Genomic DNA, 17,016 nt, shown 5'->3' on the forward strand with positions numbered 1-17,016 from the left:
GATTAGAAGAGGGCGTTCGGGCAGGTTTCGCCTTTGGCGATTTGAGCCAGATTCTGCAAGGTTGTTTCAGAAATGCTGGTCAACGCTTCGGCAGTCAGGAATGCCTGATGCCCGGTGAACAGGACGTTATGGCAGGCTGACAAACGACGGAACACATCATCCTGAATCACGTCATTGGACTTATCTTCAAAGAACAGGTCGCGTTCATTTTCATACACGTCCATTCCCAGGGAACCGATTTTCTGGTTTTTCAGCGCGTCGATTGCTGCCTGAGAATCAATCAGCGCACCACGGCTGGTGTTGATGACCATCACGCCATTTTTCATTTGCTCAAAGGCTTCGTGATTGAGCAGATGATAATTTTCCGGTGTTAACGGGCAGTGCAGGGAAATAACATCCGACTCCGCAAACAGTGTTTTAAGATCGACATATTCAACCCCTAACTCAAGGGCGGCGGCGCTGGGATACGGATCAAACGCCAGCAGGCGCATACCAAACCCTTTCAGGATCCGCAGTGCAGCAATACCGATTTTACCTGTACCAATCACTCCGGCAGTTTTGCCGTACATGGTGAAACCCGTCAGACCTTCAAGTGAGAAGTTGGCGTCACGAGTACGCTGATAAGCACGATGGATACGGCGGTTCAGCGTCATCATCATACCGATTGCATGTTCGGCGACGGCTTCAGGTGAATAGGCAGGAACACGTACAACCTGCAAGCCCAACTCTTTCGCGGCGTCCAGATCGACGTTATTGAACCCGGCGCAGCGCAGCGCAATGTATTTCACACCGTGCTTTTTCAGCTCTTCCAGAACAGGGCGGCTGCCATCGTCATTCACGAAGATACACACGGCTTCGCAACCGTGGGCTGTTTTTGCCGTCTTTTCCGTCAACAGAAAGTCAAAAAATTCAAGTTCAAAACCAAAAGCCTCGTTAACCTGCTGCAGATACTTCTTGTCGTACTGTTTTGTACTATAGATGGCGAGTTTCATAAGACTTTCTCCAGTGATTTTGACGTCACATTAATCCAATTCAAATTATTCTACAAAATATAAAAAATTATTGACAGTCAAAGACGTAATGAAAAATTCCAGCGCATCTGTTGTTAGTGTGGGCAGGTTCTTTAATTTCAACAACTGATTTCACTCATGTCAGACTGCATGCGGCTTTTGGTTGTTTTTTTGCCCATGCAGGCGGAGTCAGGTACGGACATACGGTACGACCCCACATTGCAGACGTAGCGTTTAAAAAAACTCATCGAGCATCAAATGAAACTGCACTTTGTTACTGTCTGGGTGGGAAATGCCATACGTTTGAAAAAGTCGTTGCTGTAAAGACCGTGAAAATTCCCCGAGACAACTCCAGAGGATCGCAAGGTCCTGGTAACGATCGGCAATGCCAACCCGACCAACGTCAATACAACCCATCACGCGGCCGTCAGCAAAAATAAGGTTATCAAGCGAGAAGTCGCCATGCGTCACAACGGGATCGGGTGGAAATGGCAAAAGGGTATGCATTGCATCCCAGACTTGTCCAGCAGACCAGTCATGACGTTCATCATCAAAATCATCGGTATCTACCAGACCGTTGACCATTCGTGTATGGGCTAATGAGAGACGAAACGGGTAGTCGCTGTTAAAAGGGCAGTGGCTGACTGGAATGGCATGTAATCGACGCAGGAATACTGCCAGCGCATCAACAATATCGCCACGGTCATCAGGATAGTCTTCCAGCATCTGAAAAGCGGTTTTTCCACTGATTGCTGTTGTCAGAAGCCACGCTTCATCAGCCGTACGGCTAAAATGATTGATGGCGGGCAGAGGCATATAGGCCTGCAGCCAGTTGAGTCTGACCATTTCATCGGTGATATCATTTGCAACGGTGCCTTTGCCATGCTTTAGAAATAACTCTGGCGCATCAGCCTTGCCATATAAGTGATAAATTGCCGCCCCGGACAGACCGACATTATTCCGCGCCCATTGATAACCTGTCAGCTCAGCGTCCAGCAGTGGGTTTAACGGCAGACTGGCGCATAGCGTTTCTCTTTGCGAATGATTCATACAACCCCTTTGTTTGGCAACAGACGCACAGCAGAGCATTCTAATCGCACTCACTGTAAACCTATCATTTTGCAATGTAAGGTATTGATTGACGCATCGCTGTCATAACAGTCCTGAACGGATGTAATTAATCTCCATCTTATTGATTTATCAGTTTCTTTGTGACTGATCTGCGTTCTATAAAAACGACATATCTTTCGGGAGCATCTATTCTTAATGTGGGCATGTTTAGTTAAACATGCCACAATACAAGCCTAAACCGGCTTAAATTTTCGCTAAATCAGGATATTAACTACCCATGAAGGGTAAATATAAAGCCGTTCTGGCACTCCTCTTATTATTGATTCTCATGCCGCTGACGCTGCTGATGACACTCGGTTTGTGGGTGCCTACGCTGGTGGGTGTCTGGTTACCGGTAGGCACGCGTATCGCGCTTGATGAGAGCCCACGGCTGACCCGACACGGACTGTATATCCCGGAACTTCGTTATCTGGTCGATGATTGCCCGTTAGCACGTATTACTCAGGCCGAACTGTCGCACCCGAGTCGTTGGTTGTTGAACGTCAAGACGATTGAAGTGGATTCTGCTTGCCTGGCCAAACTGCCTCAGACGCAACCCTCACCCGTCGCGCCTAAAACGTTGGCGGAATGGCAATCGATGCTGCCCAATACCTGGATTAACATCGATAACGTTATTCTCTCTCCATGGCAGGAGTGGCAGGGCAAACTGTCACTTTCGTTAACATCGTCTATTCAGCAGCTTCGCTACCAGGGGGAAAAGGTTAAATTCCAGGGGCGCCTGCATGGACAAAATCTGACGGTAAATGAACTGGACGTTGCGGCATTTGAAGGGCAACCGCCGGTAAAACTGGTTGGGGAATTTACGATGCCGCTGGTTCCTGACGGACTGCCTGTGAGCGGGCATGCGGTTGCAACGCTCAGTTTACCGCAGGAACCCACGCTGGTGGATGCGGAGCTGGAATGGCAAGAAAATAGCGGACAACTGATCGTGATGGCACGGGATGCGGCCGATCCGCTTCTCGATCTGCCATGGGAAATAACGCGTCAGCAACTGACTATCAGTGACGGTCGCTGGAACTGGCCTTATCAGGGGTTCCCGTTAAGCGGGCGTCTGGGGGTGAAAGTCGAAAACTGGCAGGCCGGCCTGGAAAATGCCGTGGTGAGTGGGCGTCTGAATATTCTGACGCAAGGTGAAGCTGGCAAAGGGAATGCGGTGTTAACCCTGGGGCCCGGCAAGCTCAACATGGATAACAGCGAAATGCCGCTGCAGTTGACCGGTGAAGCCAAACAAGGCGATCTGATTTTCTACGCCATGTTACCTGCAAGCCTCACCGGCAGCCTGAACGATCCGCAATTGGCGTTTGAACCTGGAGCATTGCTGCGTTCGCGTGGCCGAGTCATCGACTCACTTGATATTGACGAAATTCGCTGGCCATTGGCTGGCGTTAAAGTGACACAGCGCGGTGTGGATGGGCGGCTACAGGCCATTTTACGCGCGCATGAGAACCAGATGGGGGGCTTTGAGTTACACCTTGATGGTCTGGCAAATGATTTTCTTCCTGATGCCGGTCGTTGGCAGTGGCGGTATTGGGGCAAAGGCAGTTTTACACCGATGCATGCGAGTTGGGATGTCGCGGGCAAAGGGGAGTGGCATGACAACACCCTGAGACTTTTCGACCTCTCGACCGGATTTGATCATCTGCAATACGGCACCATGAAGGTGGAAAACCCGCGTCTGGTGATGGATGCGCCGATCGTGTGGGTCCGAGATGCCGAAAAACCGACGTTTAGCGGTGCGCTTTCGCTCGATGCCGGAAATACGCTCTTTAGTGGGGGCAGCGTCTTACCCCCTTCAACGCTGAAGTTCAGCGTCGAAGGGACCGATCCGACGATTTTCCAGTTTAAAGGTCAACTTCATGCCGGGGCAATGGGTCCGGTACAGTTGAATGGACGCTGGGATGGGGTCCGCCTGCGTGGCCAGGCCTGGTGGCCAAAACAATCACTCAGCGTTTTCCAGCCATTGGTACCACCGGACTGGAAAATGAATCTGCGCGAAGGTGAACTGTATGCGCAGGTGGCATTCTCTGCCGCGCCGGAGCAGGGCTTTGAGGCGGGGGGGCACGGCGTACTGAAAGGGGGCAGTGCCTGGATGCCTGATAACCAAATTAACGGTGTCGATTTTGTGCTGCCGTTTCGTTTTAGTGAAGGCGCATGGCAACTGGGTACGCGGGGGCCGGTGTCATTACGTATTGCGGAAGTTGTGAATCAGGTTGCTGCGACAAACATCACCGCCGATCTGCAGGGCGGATATCCCTGGAGTGAGGACAATCCGCTACTGTTAAGCGATGTCAGCGCCGAACTGCTGGGTGGCAAAGTGGTTATGCAACAACTGCGTATGCCGCAGCACGATCCGGCATTGTTACGGGTGCAGAATATCTCCTCCAGCGAACTCATCAGTGCGGTAAATCCGAAGCAGTTTGCGATGTCGGGTCCGGTCAGCGGTGCGTTACCGTTATGGCTGAATAATGAAAAGTGGATCATCAAAGACGGGTGGTTGACCAACCCAGGACCAATGACGTTACGTATTGATAAAGACACCGCGGATGCCGTTGTCAAAGATAACATGGCAGCCGGCGCGGCGATCAACTGGTTACGTTATATGGAAATAACGCATTCCTGGACGAAAATAAATCTGGATAACCTGGGTGTTTTAACTATGCAGTCAAACGTCACGGGGAATAGCCGGGTGGATGGCAAAGTGGGTACCGTTAATTTGAATTACACCCATGAGGAAAACGTATTTACGTTATGGCGCAGTTTGCGTTTTGGTGACAATTTACAGGCATGGCTTGAGCAAAATGCGGCGCTGCCAGAAACCCATTGCCCGGAAGGCAAGGAATGTGAGGAACAACAATGAAAATGATAGCTGCCATGCTGGGCCTGCTTGCGTCATCTCTGCTGGTGGGGTGTACCCCCAGAATCGAAGTGGCTGCGCCTAAAGAGCCCATCACTATCAATATGAACGTCAAAATCGAGCACGAAATCCATATCAAAGTGGATAAAGACGTCGAGAGTTTACTGAAATCGCGCAGCGATCTGTTCTGAGGTCACGATGAAAAAACAGCTTGTAGCGATCCTGGTGGCGTTAAGTTTTTTGAGCGGCAACGTATGGGCATTGACGCTGAATGAAGCCAGAACCCAGGGGCGGGTAGGTGAAACGCTCAACGGCTATCTTGTCGCGCTGAAAACGGATGCTGAAACGCAGGCGCTGGTGAATGAGATTAATAAAGCGCGCAACGCCAGTTATCAACAACTGGCTGAAAGCAATAATATTCCGCCAGATGAAGTGGCAAAAATGGCCGGGCAAAAACTGGTCGCTCGCGCCAAACCCGGTGAGTACGTACAGGGCATAAATGGCAAATGGTTAAGGAAAGAATAATTCATTTCTGAGCCGACGCTGACAAGTATTGCATTCACTTGAATTATTCATCGACATCGCAATAGTTGCCACACGGCATGATATCGATGTTGATATAGTTCCCCTCCGGTAGCGTCACTGGAGTGAAATCATGTGGCTTTTTAAGTGGTATGTCTGGAATCGTTGGGTATTCAAGCTGTTAAGCCGGGATGTCGCGGAGCCGGAACAATTTTTACTGCATTGCTGGGAAGAGAATCTGGCGAAGTGCAGGGATTATGCAACCATCTGGCGTGATATTAATCGCATTCACGGGAAGCAGGCAAAGAAGTAAGTACCCTCCCACCGGATGGTGAGAGGGTCAATCATCAGGCAGCGACGACGCTGTCGATTGCCGCTTTTGCATCGGACTGTGCTTTAGATGCCACTTCCGGACCGTAAGCAATACCTTCCGCGAAGACGACGTTCACATCGGTGATGCCGATAAAGCCCAGGAACACATTCAGATACGGGGTGATCAGGTCGGTCGGCGTATCTTTATGGATACCACCACGGCTGGTCAGCACGATAGCACGTTTTCCGGTTACCAGACCTTCCGGGCCTTTCTCGGTGTAACGGAAGGTTACGCCAGCACGGGCAATCAGGTCGAAGTAGTTTTTCAGCTGCGTTGGGATGTTGAAGTTATACATCGGCGCGGCGATAACAATCACATCATGCGCTTTCAGCTCAGCGATCAGCTCATCAGACAGCGCCAGTGCTTCTTGTTGACGTGGCGTCAGCGGGGTATCGCTCGGGCGCATCGCACCCACCAGTTCGCCATCCAGTACCGGAACAGGATTTGCAGCCAGGTCACGGACGGTGATTTCGTCAGCAGAGTGCTTTTCACGCCACTGTTCAACAAAATAATCAGACAACTGACCAGACTGAGAGTACCCTGCCAGAATACTGGATTTGAGAACTAATACCTTGCTCATGGGTGTTTCCTTTTATGTGTTTGAAGGGGATGTGCCCCGTTGCTTGTTGACACTTTATTCACAATCCTGCCGCAGTGATAGCGCAATATATCGAATCCTATGTTCGAAATTATTGAACAACACATGAAAAGCGCCGATGTGGTACTCTATACCCATCATCTACAAGAGATTTAACCTGGCAGAGCACTGCCCTCTAACGCTATGACAGAACAACAAAAATTAACCTTCAACATCCTGCAGCAACAGCTGGAATCGCTGATGCTGCGCGACAGACAGCGTTTTTCTCGTCGCCTGCATGGCGTGAAGAAGGTTAAAAATCCTGATGCACAACAGGCCATTTACCAGGAGATGGCAAAAGAGATTGACCAGGCAGCCGGTAAGGTTGGGCTGCGTGAAGCCGCTCGACCGACAATTACCTACCCGGAAAACCTGCCTGTCAGCCAGAAAAAACAGGATATTCTGGAAGCTATTCGCGACCATCAGGTGGTGATAGTTGCCGGGGAAACCGGTTCAGGTAAAACCACCCAGCTACCAAAAATTTGTATGGAGCTGGGGCGAGGGGTGAAGGGGCTGATCGGCCACACCCAGCCGCGTCGTCTGGCGGCGCGTACCGTCGCTAACCGTATTGCTGAAGAGCTACACACTGAGCCGGGTGGCTGTATCGGCTATAAAGTCCGCTTTAGCGATCATGTCAGCGATAACACCATGGTTAAGCTGATGACGGACGGTATTCTGCTGGCGGAAATCCAGCAGGATCGGATGCTGATGCAGTACGACACCATCATCATCGATGAAGCGCACGAACGCAGTCTGAACATCGACTTTCTGCTTGGCTATCTGAAAGAGCTTCTGCCGCGCCGTCCAGATCTGAAAATTATCATCACCTCGGCGACTATCGATCCGGAGCGTTTTTCAAAGCATTTCAATAACGCGCCAATTATCGAAGTCTCCGGTCGAACGTATCCAGTAGAAGTACGCTATCGCCCGATTGTTGAAGACGCGGATGACACCGAACGCGACCAGTTGCAGGCAATTTTCGATGCCGTTGATGAACTGGGACGCGAAAGCCAGGGTGACATTCTGATCTTCATGAGTGGTGAACGTGAAATTCGCGATACCGCTGATGCACTGAACAAACTGGATTTACGTCATACCGAAGTCTTGCCGCTGTACGCCCGTCTCTCCAACAGCGAGCAGAACCGCGTGTTTCAGTCGCACAGCGGTCGCCGTATCGTGCTGGCGACCAACGTGGCGGAAACGTCGCTGACCGTACCTGGCATCAAGTATGTGATTGACCCAGGAACGGCGCGTATCAGCCGTTACAGCTACCGTACCAAAGTGCAGCGCTTGCCGATTGAACCGGTGTCGCAGGCTTCTGCGAACCAGCGTAAAGGTCGCTGTGGTCGTGTATCGGAAGGGATCTGTATTCGTCTCTATTCAGAAGATGATTTCCTGTCGCGCCCGGAGTTTACCGATCCGGAAATTCTACGTACCAATCTGGCGTCGGTTATTCTGCAAATGACGGCGCTGGGTCTGGGGGATATTGCGGCATTCCCGTTTGTTGAAGCCCCGGATAAACGCAATATTCAGGATGGTGTGCGCCTGCTCGAAGAGCTGGGGGCGATTACCACCGACGAGCAGCAAACCGCTTACAAACTGACGCCGTTGGGCCGTCAGTTGTCGCAATTGCCAGTGGACCCACGTCTGGCGCGTATGGTGCTGGAAGCGCAGAAACATGGCTGCGTCCGTGAGGCGATGATCATTACCTCGGCGCTGTCCATTCAGGACCCGCGTGAACGTCCTATGGATAAGCAACAGGCTTCCGACGAAAAACACCGCCGCTTCCACGACAAAGAGTCTGATTTCCTTGCATTTGTAAATTTGTGGAATTACCTCGGCGAGCAACAAAAGGCGCTGTCGTCGAACCAGTTCCGCCGTCAGTGTAAGGTTGATTTCCTTAACTATCTGCGCGTGCGCGAATGGCAGGATATCTACACGCAGCTGCGTCAGGTCGTGAAAGAGTTAGGGATCCCGGTTAACAGCGAACCAGCTGAATACCGGGAAATCCACGTCGCGCTGCTGACCGGTTTACTGTCGCATATCGGGATGAAAGATGCGGATAAACAGGAATTTACCGGTGCGCGTAATGCCCGTTTCTCGATCTTCCCAGGTTCCGGTTTATTCAAAAAACCGCCGAAGTGGACAATGGTTGCAGAGTTGGTGGAAACCAGCCGTTTGTGGGGGCGCATTGCCGCGCGAATCGATCCCGAGTGGGTGGAGCCGGTTGCCCAGCATCTGATGAAACGTTCGTACAGTGAACCGCATTGGGAGCGTGCCCAGGGGGCGGTGATGGCGACAGAAAAAGTCACTGTTTACGGCTTACCGATTGTTGCCGCCCGTAAGGTGAACTACAGCCAGATCGATCCTGCACTATCGCGTGAACTGTTTATTCGCCATGCATTGGTGGAAGGTGACTGGCAGACGCGGCATGCGTTTTTCCGTGACAACCTCAAGCTGCGTGCGGAAGTGGAAGAGCTGGAGCATAAATCGCGTCGTCGCGATATTCTGGTCGATGATGAGACGCTGTTTGAATTTTACGACCAGCGCATCAGCCATGATGTGGTTTCCGCCCGCCACTTTGATAGCTGGTGGAAGAGGGTCAGCCGTGAGACACCGGATCTGCTCAACTTTGAAAAGAGCATGCTTATCAAAGAGGGCGCGGAGAAAATCAGCAAGCTGGATTACCCGAACTTCTGGCATCAGGGCAATCTTAAACTGCGGTTAAGCTACCAGTTTGAACCCGGCGCTGATGCGGATGGCGTGACCGTGCATATTCCGCTGCCGTTACTAAACCAGGTTGAAGAGAGCGGTTTTGAATGGCAAATCCCGGGGCTGCGTCGTGAACTGGTGATCGCGCTGATTAAATCACTGCCAAAACCGGTACGACGTAACTTTGTACCGGCACCGAACTATGCTGAAGCATTTTTAGGTCGTGTGACGCCGCTGGAACTGCCGCTGCTGGATTCGCTGGAGCGTGAACTGCGCCGGATGACCGGCGTCACCGTTGACCGTGAAGACTGGCACTGGGATCAGGTGCCCGATCATCTGAAAATAACGTTCCGGGTGGTCGACGATAAGAACAAAAAGCTGCAGGAAGGACGCTCACTGCAGGATCTGAAAGATGCGTTGAAGGGTAAAGTCCAGGAAACGCTGTCTGCGGTGGCCGATGATGGTATCGAACAGAGCGGTCTGCACATCTGGAGCTTTGGTCAACTGCCGGAAAGTTACGAGCAAAAACGCGGCAACTATAAAGTGAAAGCGTGGCCAGCGCTGGTGGATGAACGAGACAGCGTTGCCATCAAACTGTTTGATAATCCGCTGGAGCAACAGCAGGCGATGTGGTGCGGTTTACGCCGTCTGTTGCTGCTGAATATTCCATCACCAATCAAATATTTACACGAGAAGCTGCCCAACAAAGCGAAGCTGGGGCTGTATTTTAACCCGTATGGCAAAGTGCTGGATTTGATTGACGACTGTATTTCCTGCGGTGTGGATAGACTTATCGACGCTCACGGCGGCCCGGTGTGGACGGAAGAGGGCTTTGCGGCGTTGCACGAAAAAGTGCGGGCTGAGCTGAATGACACGGTGGTCGATATTGCGAAGCAGGTCGAACAGATCCTGACGGCGGTATTTAACATCAACAAACGTCTGAAAGGGCGTGTGGATATGACCATGGCGCTGGGGCTTTCGGATATCAAATCGCAAATGGGCGGGCTGGTGTACCGTGGATTTGTCACCGGCAACGGTTTCAAACGTCTGGGCGATACGTTGCGTTATTTGCAGGCCATTGAAAAACGGCTGGAGAAACTGGCGATTGATCCGCACCGCGATCGGGCGCAGATGCTGAAAGTGGATAGCGTGCAGCAGGCCTGGCAGCAGTGGTTCAATAAACTGCCGCCTGCGCGGCGTGAAGATGATGATGTCAAAGAGATCCGCTGGATGATAGAAGAGCTGCGAGTCAGCTACTTTGCCCAGCAGCTCGGCACGCCATATCCCATCTCGGATAAACGTATTCTGCAGGCGATGGAGCAGATTTCAGGCTAACGCGTGGTGGTGCCGTAGGCCGGATAAGGCGACGCCGCCATCCGGTGAGGTAAGGCGCGGTGCCTGCTGGTGCTGCGCTTATTAGGCCTACGCCGGTCTACAGAACAAAGACCAGGAGTCACGAACATGAGACAGTTTCCAACACTTTCCGCGCCTACCCTTGCGGCAATAAATACCGTAGGACAATGGTTAGCGCAGAGCGATTTTGTGGACCACGCCGCTATTCAGGCAGACTGTGTGGTTCTGGCGGGGAATGCGGTGATCCCGACTATCGATGCGGCCTGCCAGATAGCGAAAGAACATCAAATTCCCTTGCTGATCAGCGGGGGAATAGGCCATTCCACAACGTTTCTGTATAGCGCGATTGCTCAACATCCGCGCTATAACATCATCCGCACCAGCGGACGAGCAGAGGCGGCGATCCTGGCTGATATCGCGCACCAGTTCTGGCAAATTCCGGGTGAGACGATTTGGGTGGAAGATCAGTCAACAAACTGCGGTGAGAATGCACGCTTTAGCTGTGCCTTACTGAACCAGGCGACAGAAAATATTCGCACGATCATTGTGGTGCAGGACCCAACAATGCAACGCCGCACGATGGCGACATTCCAGCGTGTAACCCGTGATGATCTGCAGGCGCCGCGCTGGTTGAGCTTTCCTGGTTTTATCCCTGAGTTGACTCTACAGAACGGCGGTGTGGATTTCGCACCGACTGCGGAGGGGCTGTGGTCTGTGGATCGCTATCTTTCGCTGATTACCGGCGAATTGCCGAGACTACGTGATGATGCAAGCGGCTATGGCCCTCGCGGTCGTGATTTTATCGCCCATGTTGATATCCCGCAGAATGTTGAGGAAGCATGGCTGCATCTGCAAAACGATACGGCGCTGACTGACCTGCTGGCGAGCCGATCGCTGTAATTTCTGCCGCCCGTTTGTGCATGTTTTGTCGCAAACGGGCATAAATCCTGCCTGTTTTTTCCCTTCGCCATGACATTACCAGACGCTTTTATGAAGCGGCTCACAGAACGACAATTCCAGCAGTAATGCGCCATGCATGATTGGTATTAATTAACAATAGTTTTACTTGTTAAAAACAAATCAATCACAGGAGAAGCGCATGTCAGTACCCGTACAACATCCTATGTATATTGATGGGCAGTTTGTGACCTGGCACGACGATGCCTGGATTGATGTCGTCAATCCAGCGACCGAAGCGCTGATCTCGCGTATTCCCGATGGACGCGCTGAAGATGCACGTAAAGCGATTGATGCCGCGGAGCGTGCCCAGCCGGCATGGGAGGCGCTACCTGCAATTGAACGTGCAAACTGGCTACGCAAAATTTCTGCGGGCATACGTCAACGCGCCAGTGAAATCAGTGCGCTGATTGTGGCTGAGGGCGGGAAGATCCAACAGCTGGCCGAGGTCGAAGTCTCGTTTACCGCCGACTACATCGATTATATGGCGGAGTGGGCACGGCGTTACGAAGGTGAAATCCTGCAAAGCGATCGTCCGGGTGAGAATATCCTGCTGTTTAAGCGTGCGTTAGGTGTAACAACCGGTATTCTGCCGTGGAACTTTCCGTTTTTCCTGATTGCCCGCAAACTGGCGCCAGCTTTGCTGACGGGTAATACCATTGTGATTAAACCCAGCGAATTCACGCCGAATAATGCGATCGCCTTTGCCAAGATTGTTGATGATATTGGTCTGCCGCGTGGGGTATTTAACCTGGTGCTTGGACGCGGTGAAACGGTCGGTCAGGAACTTGCCGGGAACCCCAAAGTAGCGATGGTGAGCATGACCGGCAGCGTTGTGGCGGGCGAGAAAATCATGGCTGCGGCAGCGAAAAATATCACAAAGGTATGTCTGGAGTTGGGTGGTAAAGCGCCGGCAATCGTCATGGATGATGCCGATCTTGAGCTGGCCGTGAAGGCAATTGTTGACTCGCGGGTGATTAACACCGGTCAGGTGTGCAACTGTGCCGAACGCGTGTATGTCCAGAAAGGTATCTATGACCAGTTTGTGAATCGTCTGGGCGAGGCAATGAAAGCCGTCCAGTTTGGCAATCCGGCCGAGCGTAATGACATCGCGATGGGGCCGCTCATTAATGCGGCTGCGCTGGAACGTGTGGAACAGAAAGTGGCGCGCGCAGTGCAGGAGGGGGCCAGGGTAGCGCTAGGCGGTAAGGCCGTTGCTGGCAAAGGCTATTACTACCCGCCGACGTTGCTGTTAGACGTGCGTCAGGAGATGGCGATTATGCACGAAGAGACGTTTGGTCCGGTGCTGCCGGTGGTAGCGTTTGATACGCTGGAAGAGGCGCTGACGATGGCCAATGACAGCGACTATGGGCTGACTTCGTCGATTTACACGCAAAACCTGAATACGGCGATGAAGGCGATTAAAGGGCTGAAGTTTGGCGAAACCTATATTAATCGCGAAAATTTCGAGGCGATGCAGGGGTTCCATGCGGGATGGCGTAAGTCAGGAATTGGCGGCGCAGACGGTAAGCATGGCCTGCATGAATATCTGCAAACGCAGGTGGTTTATCTGCAGTCCTGATACTGAAACGCCGAGTATAAGCCGGGTGCTCCTGTGTGCCACCCGGCACAATCATCACACTTTTGTGGCTATCCAGTTCATCATCATTTCCGGCCACACGGCCAGCGGTAACCCTTGAGTATCCCGAATACCGAAGCCGTGTTTGCCGCGTTCAAACAGATGCATTTCAACAGGAACCCCCTGTGCGCGAAGCGCATTAAAAAATGCCAGACTGTTCTCGACTTTCACCGCCGGATCGTCAATGGCATGCAGCAGGAATGTTGGCGGCGTCGCGTTCTCAACCCGTTCTTCAAGTGAATAGCGGTGCAGATCCTGCTCTTCGGGGGTCGTGCCAACTAATTCAAGGCGAGAGCCAGGATGAGCAATATTCTCACGCAGGCTAATCACCGGATAGACCAGCGCCATGAACGCGGGGCGGGCGGGTTGTTCGTCTACGCAATCGATGGGCGTATAAACTGATTCAGCAAAACGTGTTCCCAGGCTGGCGGCCACATGACCGCCGGAGGAAAAGCCGAGGACACCGATACGATCAGGATCGATTTTCCACTCATGAGCGTTAGCCCGAATGTAGCGAATCGCACGTTGGGCATCGGCCAACGGGGCGTTTGACGCTTCCTCGTGACCATCCCCCGGCATGCGATAGGTCATGACAAACAGGGTATAACCGCGGGCATTAAAAAAGGGCGCCAGCGCGCTGCCTTCTTTGTCCAGCACGACGCGGCGATAAGAGCCGCCGGGGGTGACAAGTATTCCCACACCATTCGGTTTTGCGGGGGCGTAGACGGTGATTTCTGGGGCACGAATACCGGTTACAGCACGATCGTAATGAGAGGTTCCCGTGTGTCTGGGTTCGGGGGTAAATACCGCATCGCTGTTTTTTGCTCCGGGGGCTTCACCCATTGGCCAGACTGAGACGGTGGCGGCGTGGGCAACGGCTTGCGCTATCATAGTTTCTAACGTTTCACGACTCAGTGCTTCCATTACTGTGCTCCCTCTGTGGCAAAGGTTAGCTATAGCACACTTAATGAATTGAAAACGGGGAGAGACTCACAACGTATTGAATTAGCGGGAAATGAAACGAGGCGGAGGCGATCCTCCGCCATAACACTAAAGCGTGATAAATTTATCCAACGTACGGATAAGTTGGGTGACAAAACCGTACTCGTTATCGTACCAGGCCACGGTTTTTACCAGTTGCAGATCGCCCACTTCGGTGATTTCGGTTTGTGTCGCATCAAATACTGAACCGAAATGTGAGCCAATAACATCTGACGAGACAATTTCTTCGTCGGTATAGCCGAATGACGCATTGTTCAGCGTTGCCTTTTTCAGCGCGTTGTTAACCTCTTCCGCAGTGACTTTTTTACCCAGAATCGACACCAGTTCAGTGACAGAGCCTGTTTTTACCGGAACACGCTGGGCGTGGCCTTTTAATTTCCCGCTCAGGGCCGGGATCACCAGACCAATCGCCTTCGCCGCACCGGTGGTATGAGGAATGATATTTTCTGCTGCCGCGCGTGAAGCTCGCAGATCCTTACCACGTGGCCCATCAACCAGTGACTGTGTCCCGGTATAGGCATGGATGGTGGTCATGGTGCCAAGCTGAATACCGAAGTTGTCATGCAGCGCTTTTGCCATCGGCGCCAGGCAGTTGGTAGTGCACGATGCGACTGAGATAATCCGATCGTTTGCATCCATCGTGTCGTCATTCACGTTAAAGACGATCGTCTTCATCTCTCCCGCCGGGGCGGATATCAGCACTTTTTGGGCACCAGCATCCAGGTGGGCCTGCGATTTTTCTGTTGAGGTATAAAAACCGGTGCACTCGATAATAATTTCCGCACCTGTAGTTTTCCACGGAATATTTTTGGCCTCTTTTTCGGCGTAAACAGCAATTTTTTTACCATCGACAATCAGTGCGTCCTCGGTAAAGTCGACGCTCCAGGGGAATGGCCCGTAGTTTGAATCGTGTTTTAACAGATAGGCGAGGATTTTCGGTGAGGTAAGGTCATTGATAGCGACGACCTCCACACTGCTTTTGACTTCCAGTAGCCGACGCAATACCAGACGACCGATACGACCAAAACCGTTAATGCCAATTTTACTCATGGTTTTCTCCTGTCAGGATGAGACGGTACGACATATTTTCCCTACCAGGCATAGTCCAGTCAGGCATCCGCGGCAATAGCTGTTTTTGCGGTTAAACGTAACTGACTGAAAATGAGTGAACAAAACTTAATGAATTTTTAACAAAAGCCCGTTATGTTGACGCATTATTGTTTTTATTCGAGAAGTGTTATGGGGAATAAGTATTCTGGCCTGCAAATTGGCATTCACTGGCTGGTCTTTTTGTTGGTCATTGTGGCCTACAGTGCCATGGAGTTTCGCGGATTTTTCCCGCGCAGCTATCGTCCCGGGTTCAACATGGTGCATGTTTCCTGTGGTATCACGATTTTAGCGTTGATGGTGACACGTCTGCTGGTCAGACTTAAGTATCCGGCACCGCCGATTGAGCCAAAACCGAAGCCGATGATGATTGGCATGGCGCATCTGGGGCACCTGGTTATCTATTTGCTGTTTATTGCGCTGCCGATTATTGGCCTGGTGATGATGTATAACCGGGGAAATCCGTGGGTTGCATTCGGCATTGTTATGCCACATGCAGCAGAAGCCAATTTTGAACTGGCCGATATGCTGAAATCATGGCACGAAACGCTGGCAAACCTGGGTTATTTTGTCATTGGCCTGCATGCCGCTGCGGCTCTGTTACATCACTATTTCTGGAAGGATAATACGCTCCTGCGCATGATGCCGCGTAAGCGTTCCTGATCAAACGCCCCGCGTAATGCGGGGTGTTTTATTCTCCGTGATTATTTTTCGCAAGAGATCTCTTTTTCAACGCGTTGCACCTGCGTGGCGCGTTTCTTCAGGCTGATGATGGCCAGCGCCAGAACAATCAGCACAATCCCGCTACCTTCGACAACGCCAGGTTCTTCGCCGAGCAACCACCAGGAAAAGAGTACCCCACAAACCGGCACCGCCAGCGTGCTTAAGCTGGCGATACTGGCAGGCAGGTTACGCAGCACAAACAGCCATAAGCTCCAGGCCAGCGCTGTTGCCAGTACGGCGCTGTATCCTAATGCCCAGAATACGACAGGCTGCCAGTCAGGCGTTCGCTGTGGGACCAGCCAGGCGACCAGACTCATCACCAGCGCGGCATACAGCATCTGCCACGAGGTGAGTGCTAACAGGTCGATATTGGGATGACGAGCGTACATACGTTTGGCGACAACCGCACTGGCCCCCCAACTGATACCTGAGAGGATTGCCAGCAGCGCACTCTTCATTGACGAAAAGTCCAGTTGCCACGGCTGTAATACCAGTATCAGGCCAAACGCCGCCACTGCAATAGCGACGTACTGCAAACGACGCATGCGTTCACCGAGAAAAAGGGCGGCCATAATGACCACCCAGAAGGGCATGGTATAACTCAGAATAGCGACTTTTCCCGCACCGCCGCTGACCAGCGCCCACTGTGATAATCCCACCATGCCGCACGTTTGTAACAAGGCTATCGCCAACGTATAACCGAACGGGGTCGGGCGCATTCCGCGTCCGCGTAGCATCAGGACAATAAATAATAACAATGCTCCAAAAGAACAACGTAGTGCGGTGAAATCGAATGAACCAATGTAGTGCGTGACCTGTTTCATAGCAATCCAGCTATAGCTCCAGATGAGCGTTAGCGCGATCAGGCCGCCAATGGCCAGCGGATTGCTTTTCCCTGCGGTAGTCATAGTGTGTCCGTTTTGATGATGTTATGGCGCTACTATACCCGGTTTCATGTCGCGATACTTTTGTGCAGACACGAGTCGTTATAATTCA

The 17,016-nt window shown here is 52.0% G+C and carries 14 protein-coding genes; 8 read left to right on the forward strand and 6 right to left on the reverse strand.

Going from position 1 to position 17,016, the window contains the following annotated elements; translation table 11 throughout:
• Positions 1 to 2: 2 nt before the first annotated feature.
• A complete protein-coding gene (locus tag FDX19_RS04675) occupies positions 3 to 992 on the reverse strand; it encodes a 2-hydroxyacid dehydrogenase (protein ID WP_137381769.1) in 990 nt (329 codons plus the stop codon).
• Positions 993 to 1,244: 252 nt separating this feature from the next.
• Positions 1,245 to 2,060 carry an APH(3')-I family aminoglycoside O-phosphotransferase gene (locus FDX19_RS04680; RefSeq protein WP_137381770.1) on the reverse strand — a complete coding sequence of 272 codons (816 nt, stop codon included), beginning with the start codon at positions 2,058 to 2,060 and terminating at the stop codon, positions 1,245 to 1,247.
• A gap of 298 nt (positions 2,061 to 2,358) precedes the next feature.
• Between FDX19_RS04680 and FDX19_RS04685 the strand changes: the two genes are divergently transcribed.
• The 4 genes from FDX19_RS04685 to FDX19_RS04700 all read left to right on the forward strand — a co-directional run bounded on the left by FDX19_RS04685 (position 2,359) and on the right by FDX19_RS04700 (position 5,830).
• The gene (locus FDX19_RS04685; protein ID WP_137381771.1) at positions 2,359 to 4,998 is read left to right on the forward strand and encodes a YdbH family protein; all 2,640 of its coding nucleotides are present in this window, start codon (positions 2,359 to 2,361) and stop codon (positions 4,996 to 4,998) included.
• Positions 4,995 to 5,186, forward strand: coding sequence for a YnbE family lipoprotein (locus FDX19_RS04690; RefSeq protein WP_137381772.1), 192 nt, complete (start codon positions 4,995 to 4,997; stop codon positions 5,184 to 5,186). Before FDX19_RS04685 ends, FDX19_RS04690 begins: the two co-directional genes overlap by 4 nt.
• A gap of 7 nt (positions 5,187 to 5,193) precedes the next feature.
• On the forward strand, positions 5,194 to 5,520 hold the full coding sequence (locus FDX19_RS04695) for a YdbL family protein (RefSeq protein WP_137381773.1): 327 nt from the start codon (positions 5,194 to 5,196) through the stop codon (positions 5,518 to 5,520).
• A gap of 130 nt (positions 5,521 to 5,650) precedes the next feature.
• Complete coding sequence (locus FDX19_RS04700) at positions 5,651 to 5,830, forward strand: hypothetical protein (RefSeq protein ID WP_121584690.1); 180 nt, start codon at positions 5,651 to 5,653, stop codon at positions 5,828 to 5,830.
• 34 nt (positions 5,831 to 5,864) lie between these two features.
• Here the strand turns inward: FDX19_RS04700 and azoR are convergent, their stop codons facing one another.
• A complete protein-coding gene (gene azoR, locus FDX19_RS04705) occupies positions 5,865 to 6,470 on the reverse strand; it encodes an FMN-dependent NADH-azoreductase (RefSeq protein ID WP_005126702.1) in 606 nt (201 codons plus the stop codon).
• 201 nt (positions 6,471 to 6,671) lie between these two features.
• Between azoR and hrpA the strand changes: the two genes are divergently transcribed.
• The 3 genes from hrpA (at position 6,672) to aldA (ending at position 13,131) form a co-directional block, all read left to right on the forward strand.
• Positions 6,672 to 10,574, forward strand: a complete 3,903-nt coding sequence (gene hrpA, locus FDX19_RS04710) for an ATP-dependent RNA helicase HrpA (RefSeq protein ID WP_137381774.1) — start codon at positions 6,672 to 6,674, stop codon at positions 10,572 to 10,574.
• Positions 10,575 to 10,700: 126 nt separating this feature from the next.
• Positions 10,701 to 11,492, forward strand: coding sequence for a YdcF family protein (locus FDX19_RS04715; protein ID WP_137381775.1), 792 nt, complete (start codon positions 10,701 to 10,703; stop codon positions 11,490 to 11,492).
• A 199-nt stretch (positions 11,493 to 11,691) separates the two neighbouring features.
• Complete coding sequence (gene aldA / locus FDX19_RS04720; RefSeq protein ID WP_137381776.1) at positions 11,692 to 13,131, forward strand: aldehyde dehydrogenase; 1,440 nt, start codon at positions 11,692 to 11,694, stop codon at positions 13,129 to 13,131.
• Positions 13,132 to 13,185: 54 nt separating this feature from the next.
• Here aldA and FDX19_RS04725 read toward each other — a convergent pair whose 3' ends face one another.
• Together FDX19_RS04725 and gap are read right to left on the reverse strand one after the other, a co-directional pair.
• Positions 13,186 to 14,112 carry an alpha/beta hydrolase gene (locus FDX19_RS04725; protein ID WP_137381777.1) on the reverse strand — a complete coding sequence of 309 codons (927 nt, stop codon included), beginning with the start codon at positions 14,110 to 14,112 and terminating at the stop codon, positions 13,186 to 13,188.
• A 126-nt stretch (positions 14,113 to 14,238) separates the two neighbouring features.
• Positions 14,239 to 15,240 (reverse strand): type I glyceraldehyde-3-phosphate dehydrogenase, encoded by a 1,002-nt coding sequence (gap, locus tag FDX19_RS04730; protein ID WP_137381778.1) that lies wholly within the window; start codon positions 15,238 to 15,240, stop codon positions 14,239 to 14,241.
• Positions 15,241 to 15,429: 189 nt separating this feature from the next.
• Here gap and cybB point away from each other — a divergent pair, with 189 nt between their 5' ends.
• On the forward strand, positions 15,430 to 15,960 hold the full coding sequence (gene cybB / locus FDX19_RS04735; protein WP_137381779.1) for a cytochrome b561: 531 nt from the start codon (positions 15,430 to 15,432) through the stop codon (positions 15,958 to 15,960).
• Positions 15,961 to 16,001: 41 nt separating this feature from the next.
• Here cybB and FDX19_RS04740 read toward each other — a convergent pair whose 3' ends face one another.
• Positions 16,002 to 16,928, reverse strand: a complete 927-nt coding sequence (locus tag FDX19_RS04740) for a DMT family transporter (protein ID WP_137381780.1) — start codon at positions 16,926 to 16,928, stop codon at positions 16,002 to 16,004.
• Between the last annotated feature and the right edge of the window lie 88 nt (positions 16,929 to 17,016).

Origin of the sequence: Citrobacter sp. wls619 (genome assembly GCF_005281345.1) — a bacterium.
Classification (GTDB): Bacteria; Pseudomonadota; Gammaproteobacteria; order Enterobacterales; family Enterobacteriaceae; genus Citrobacter.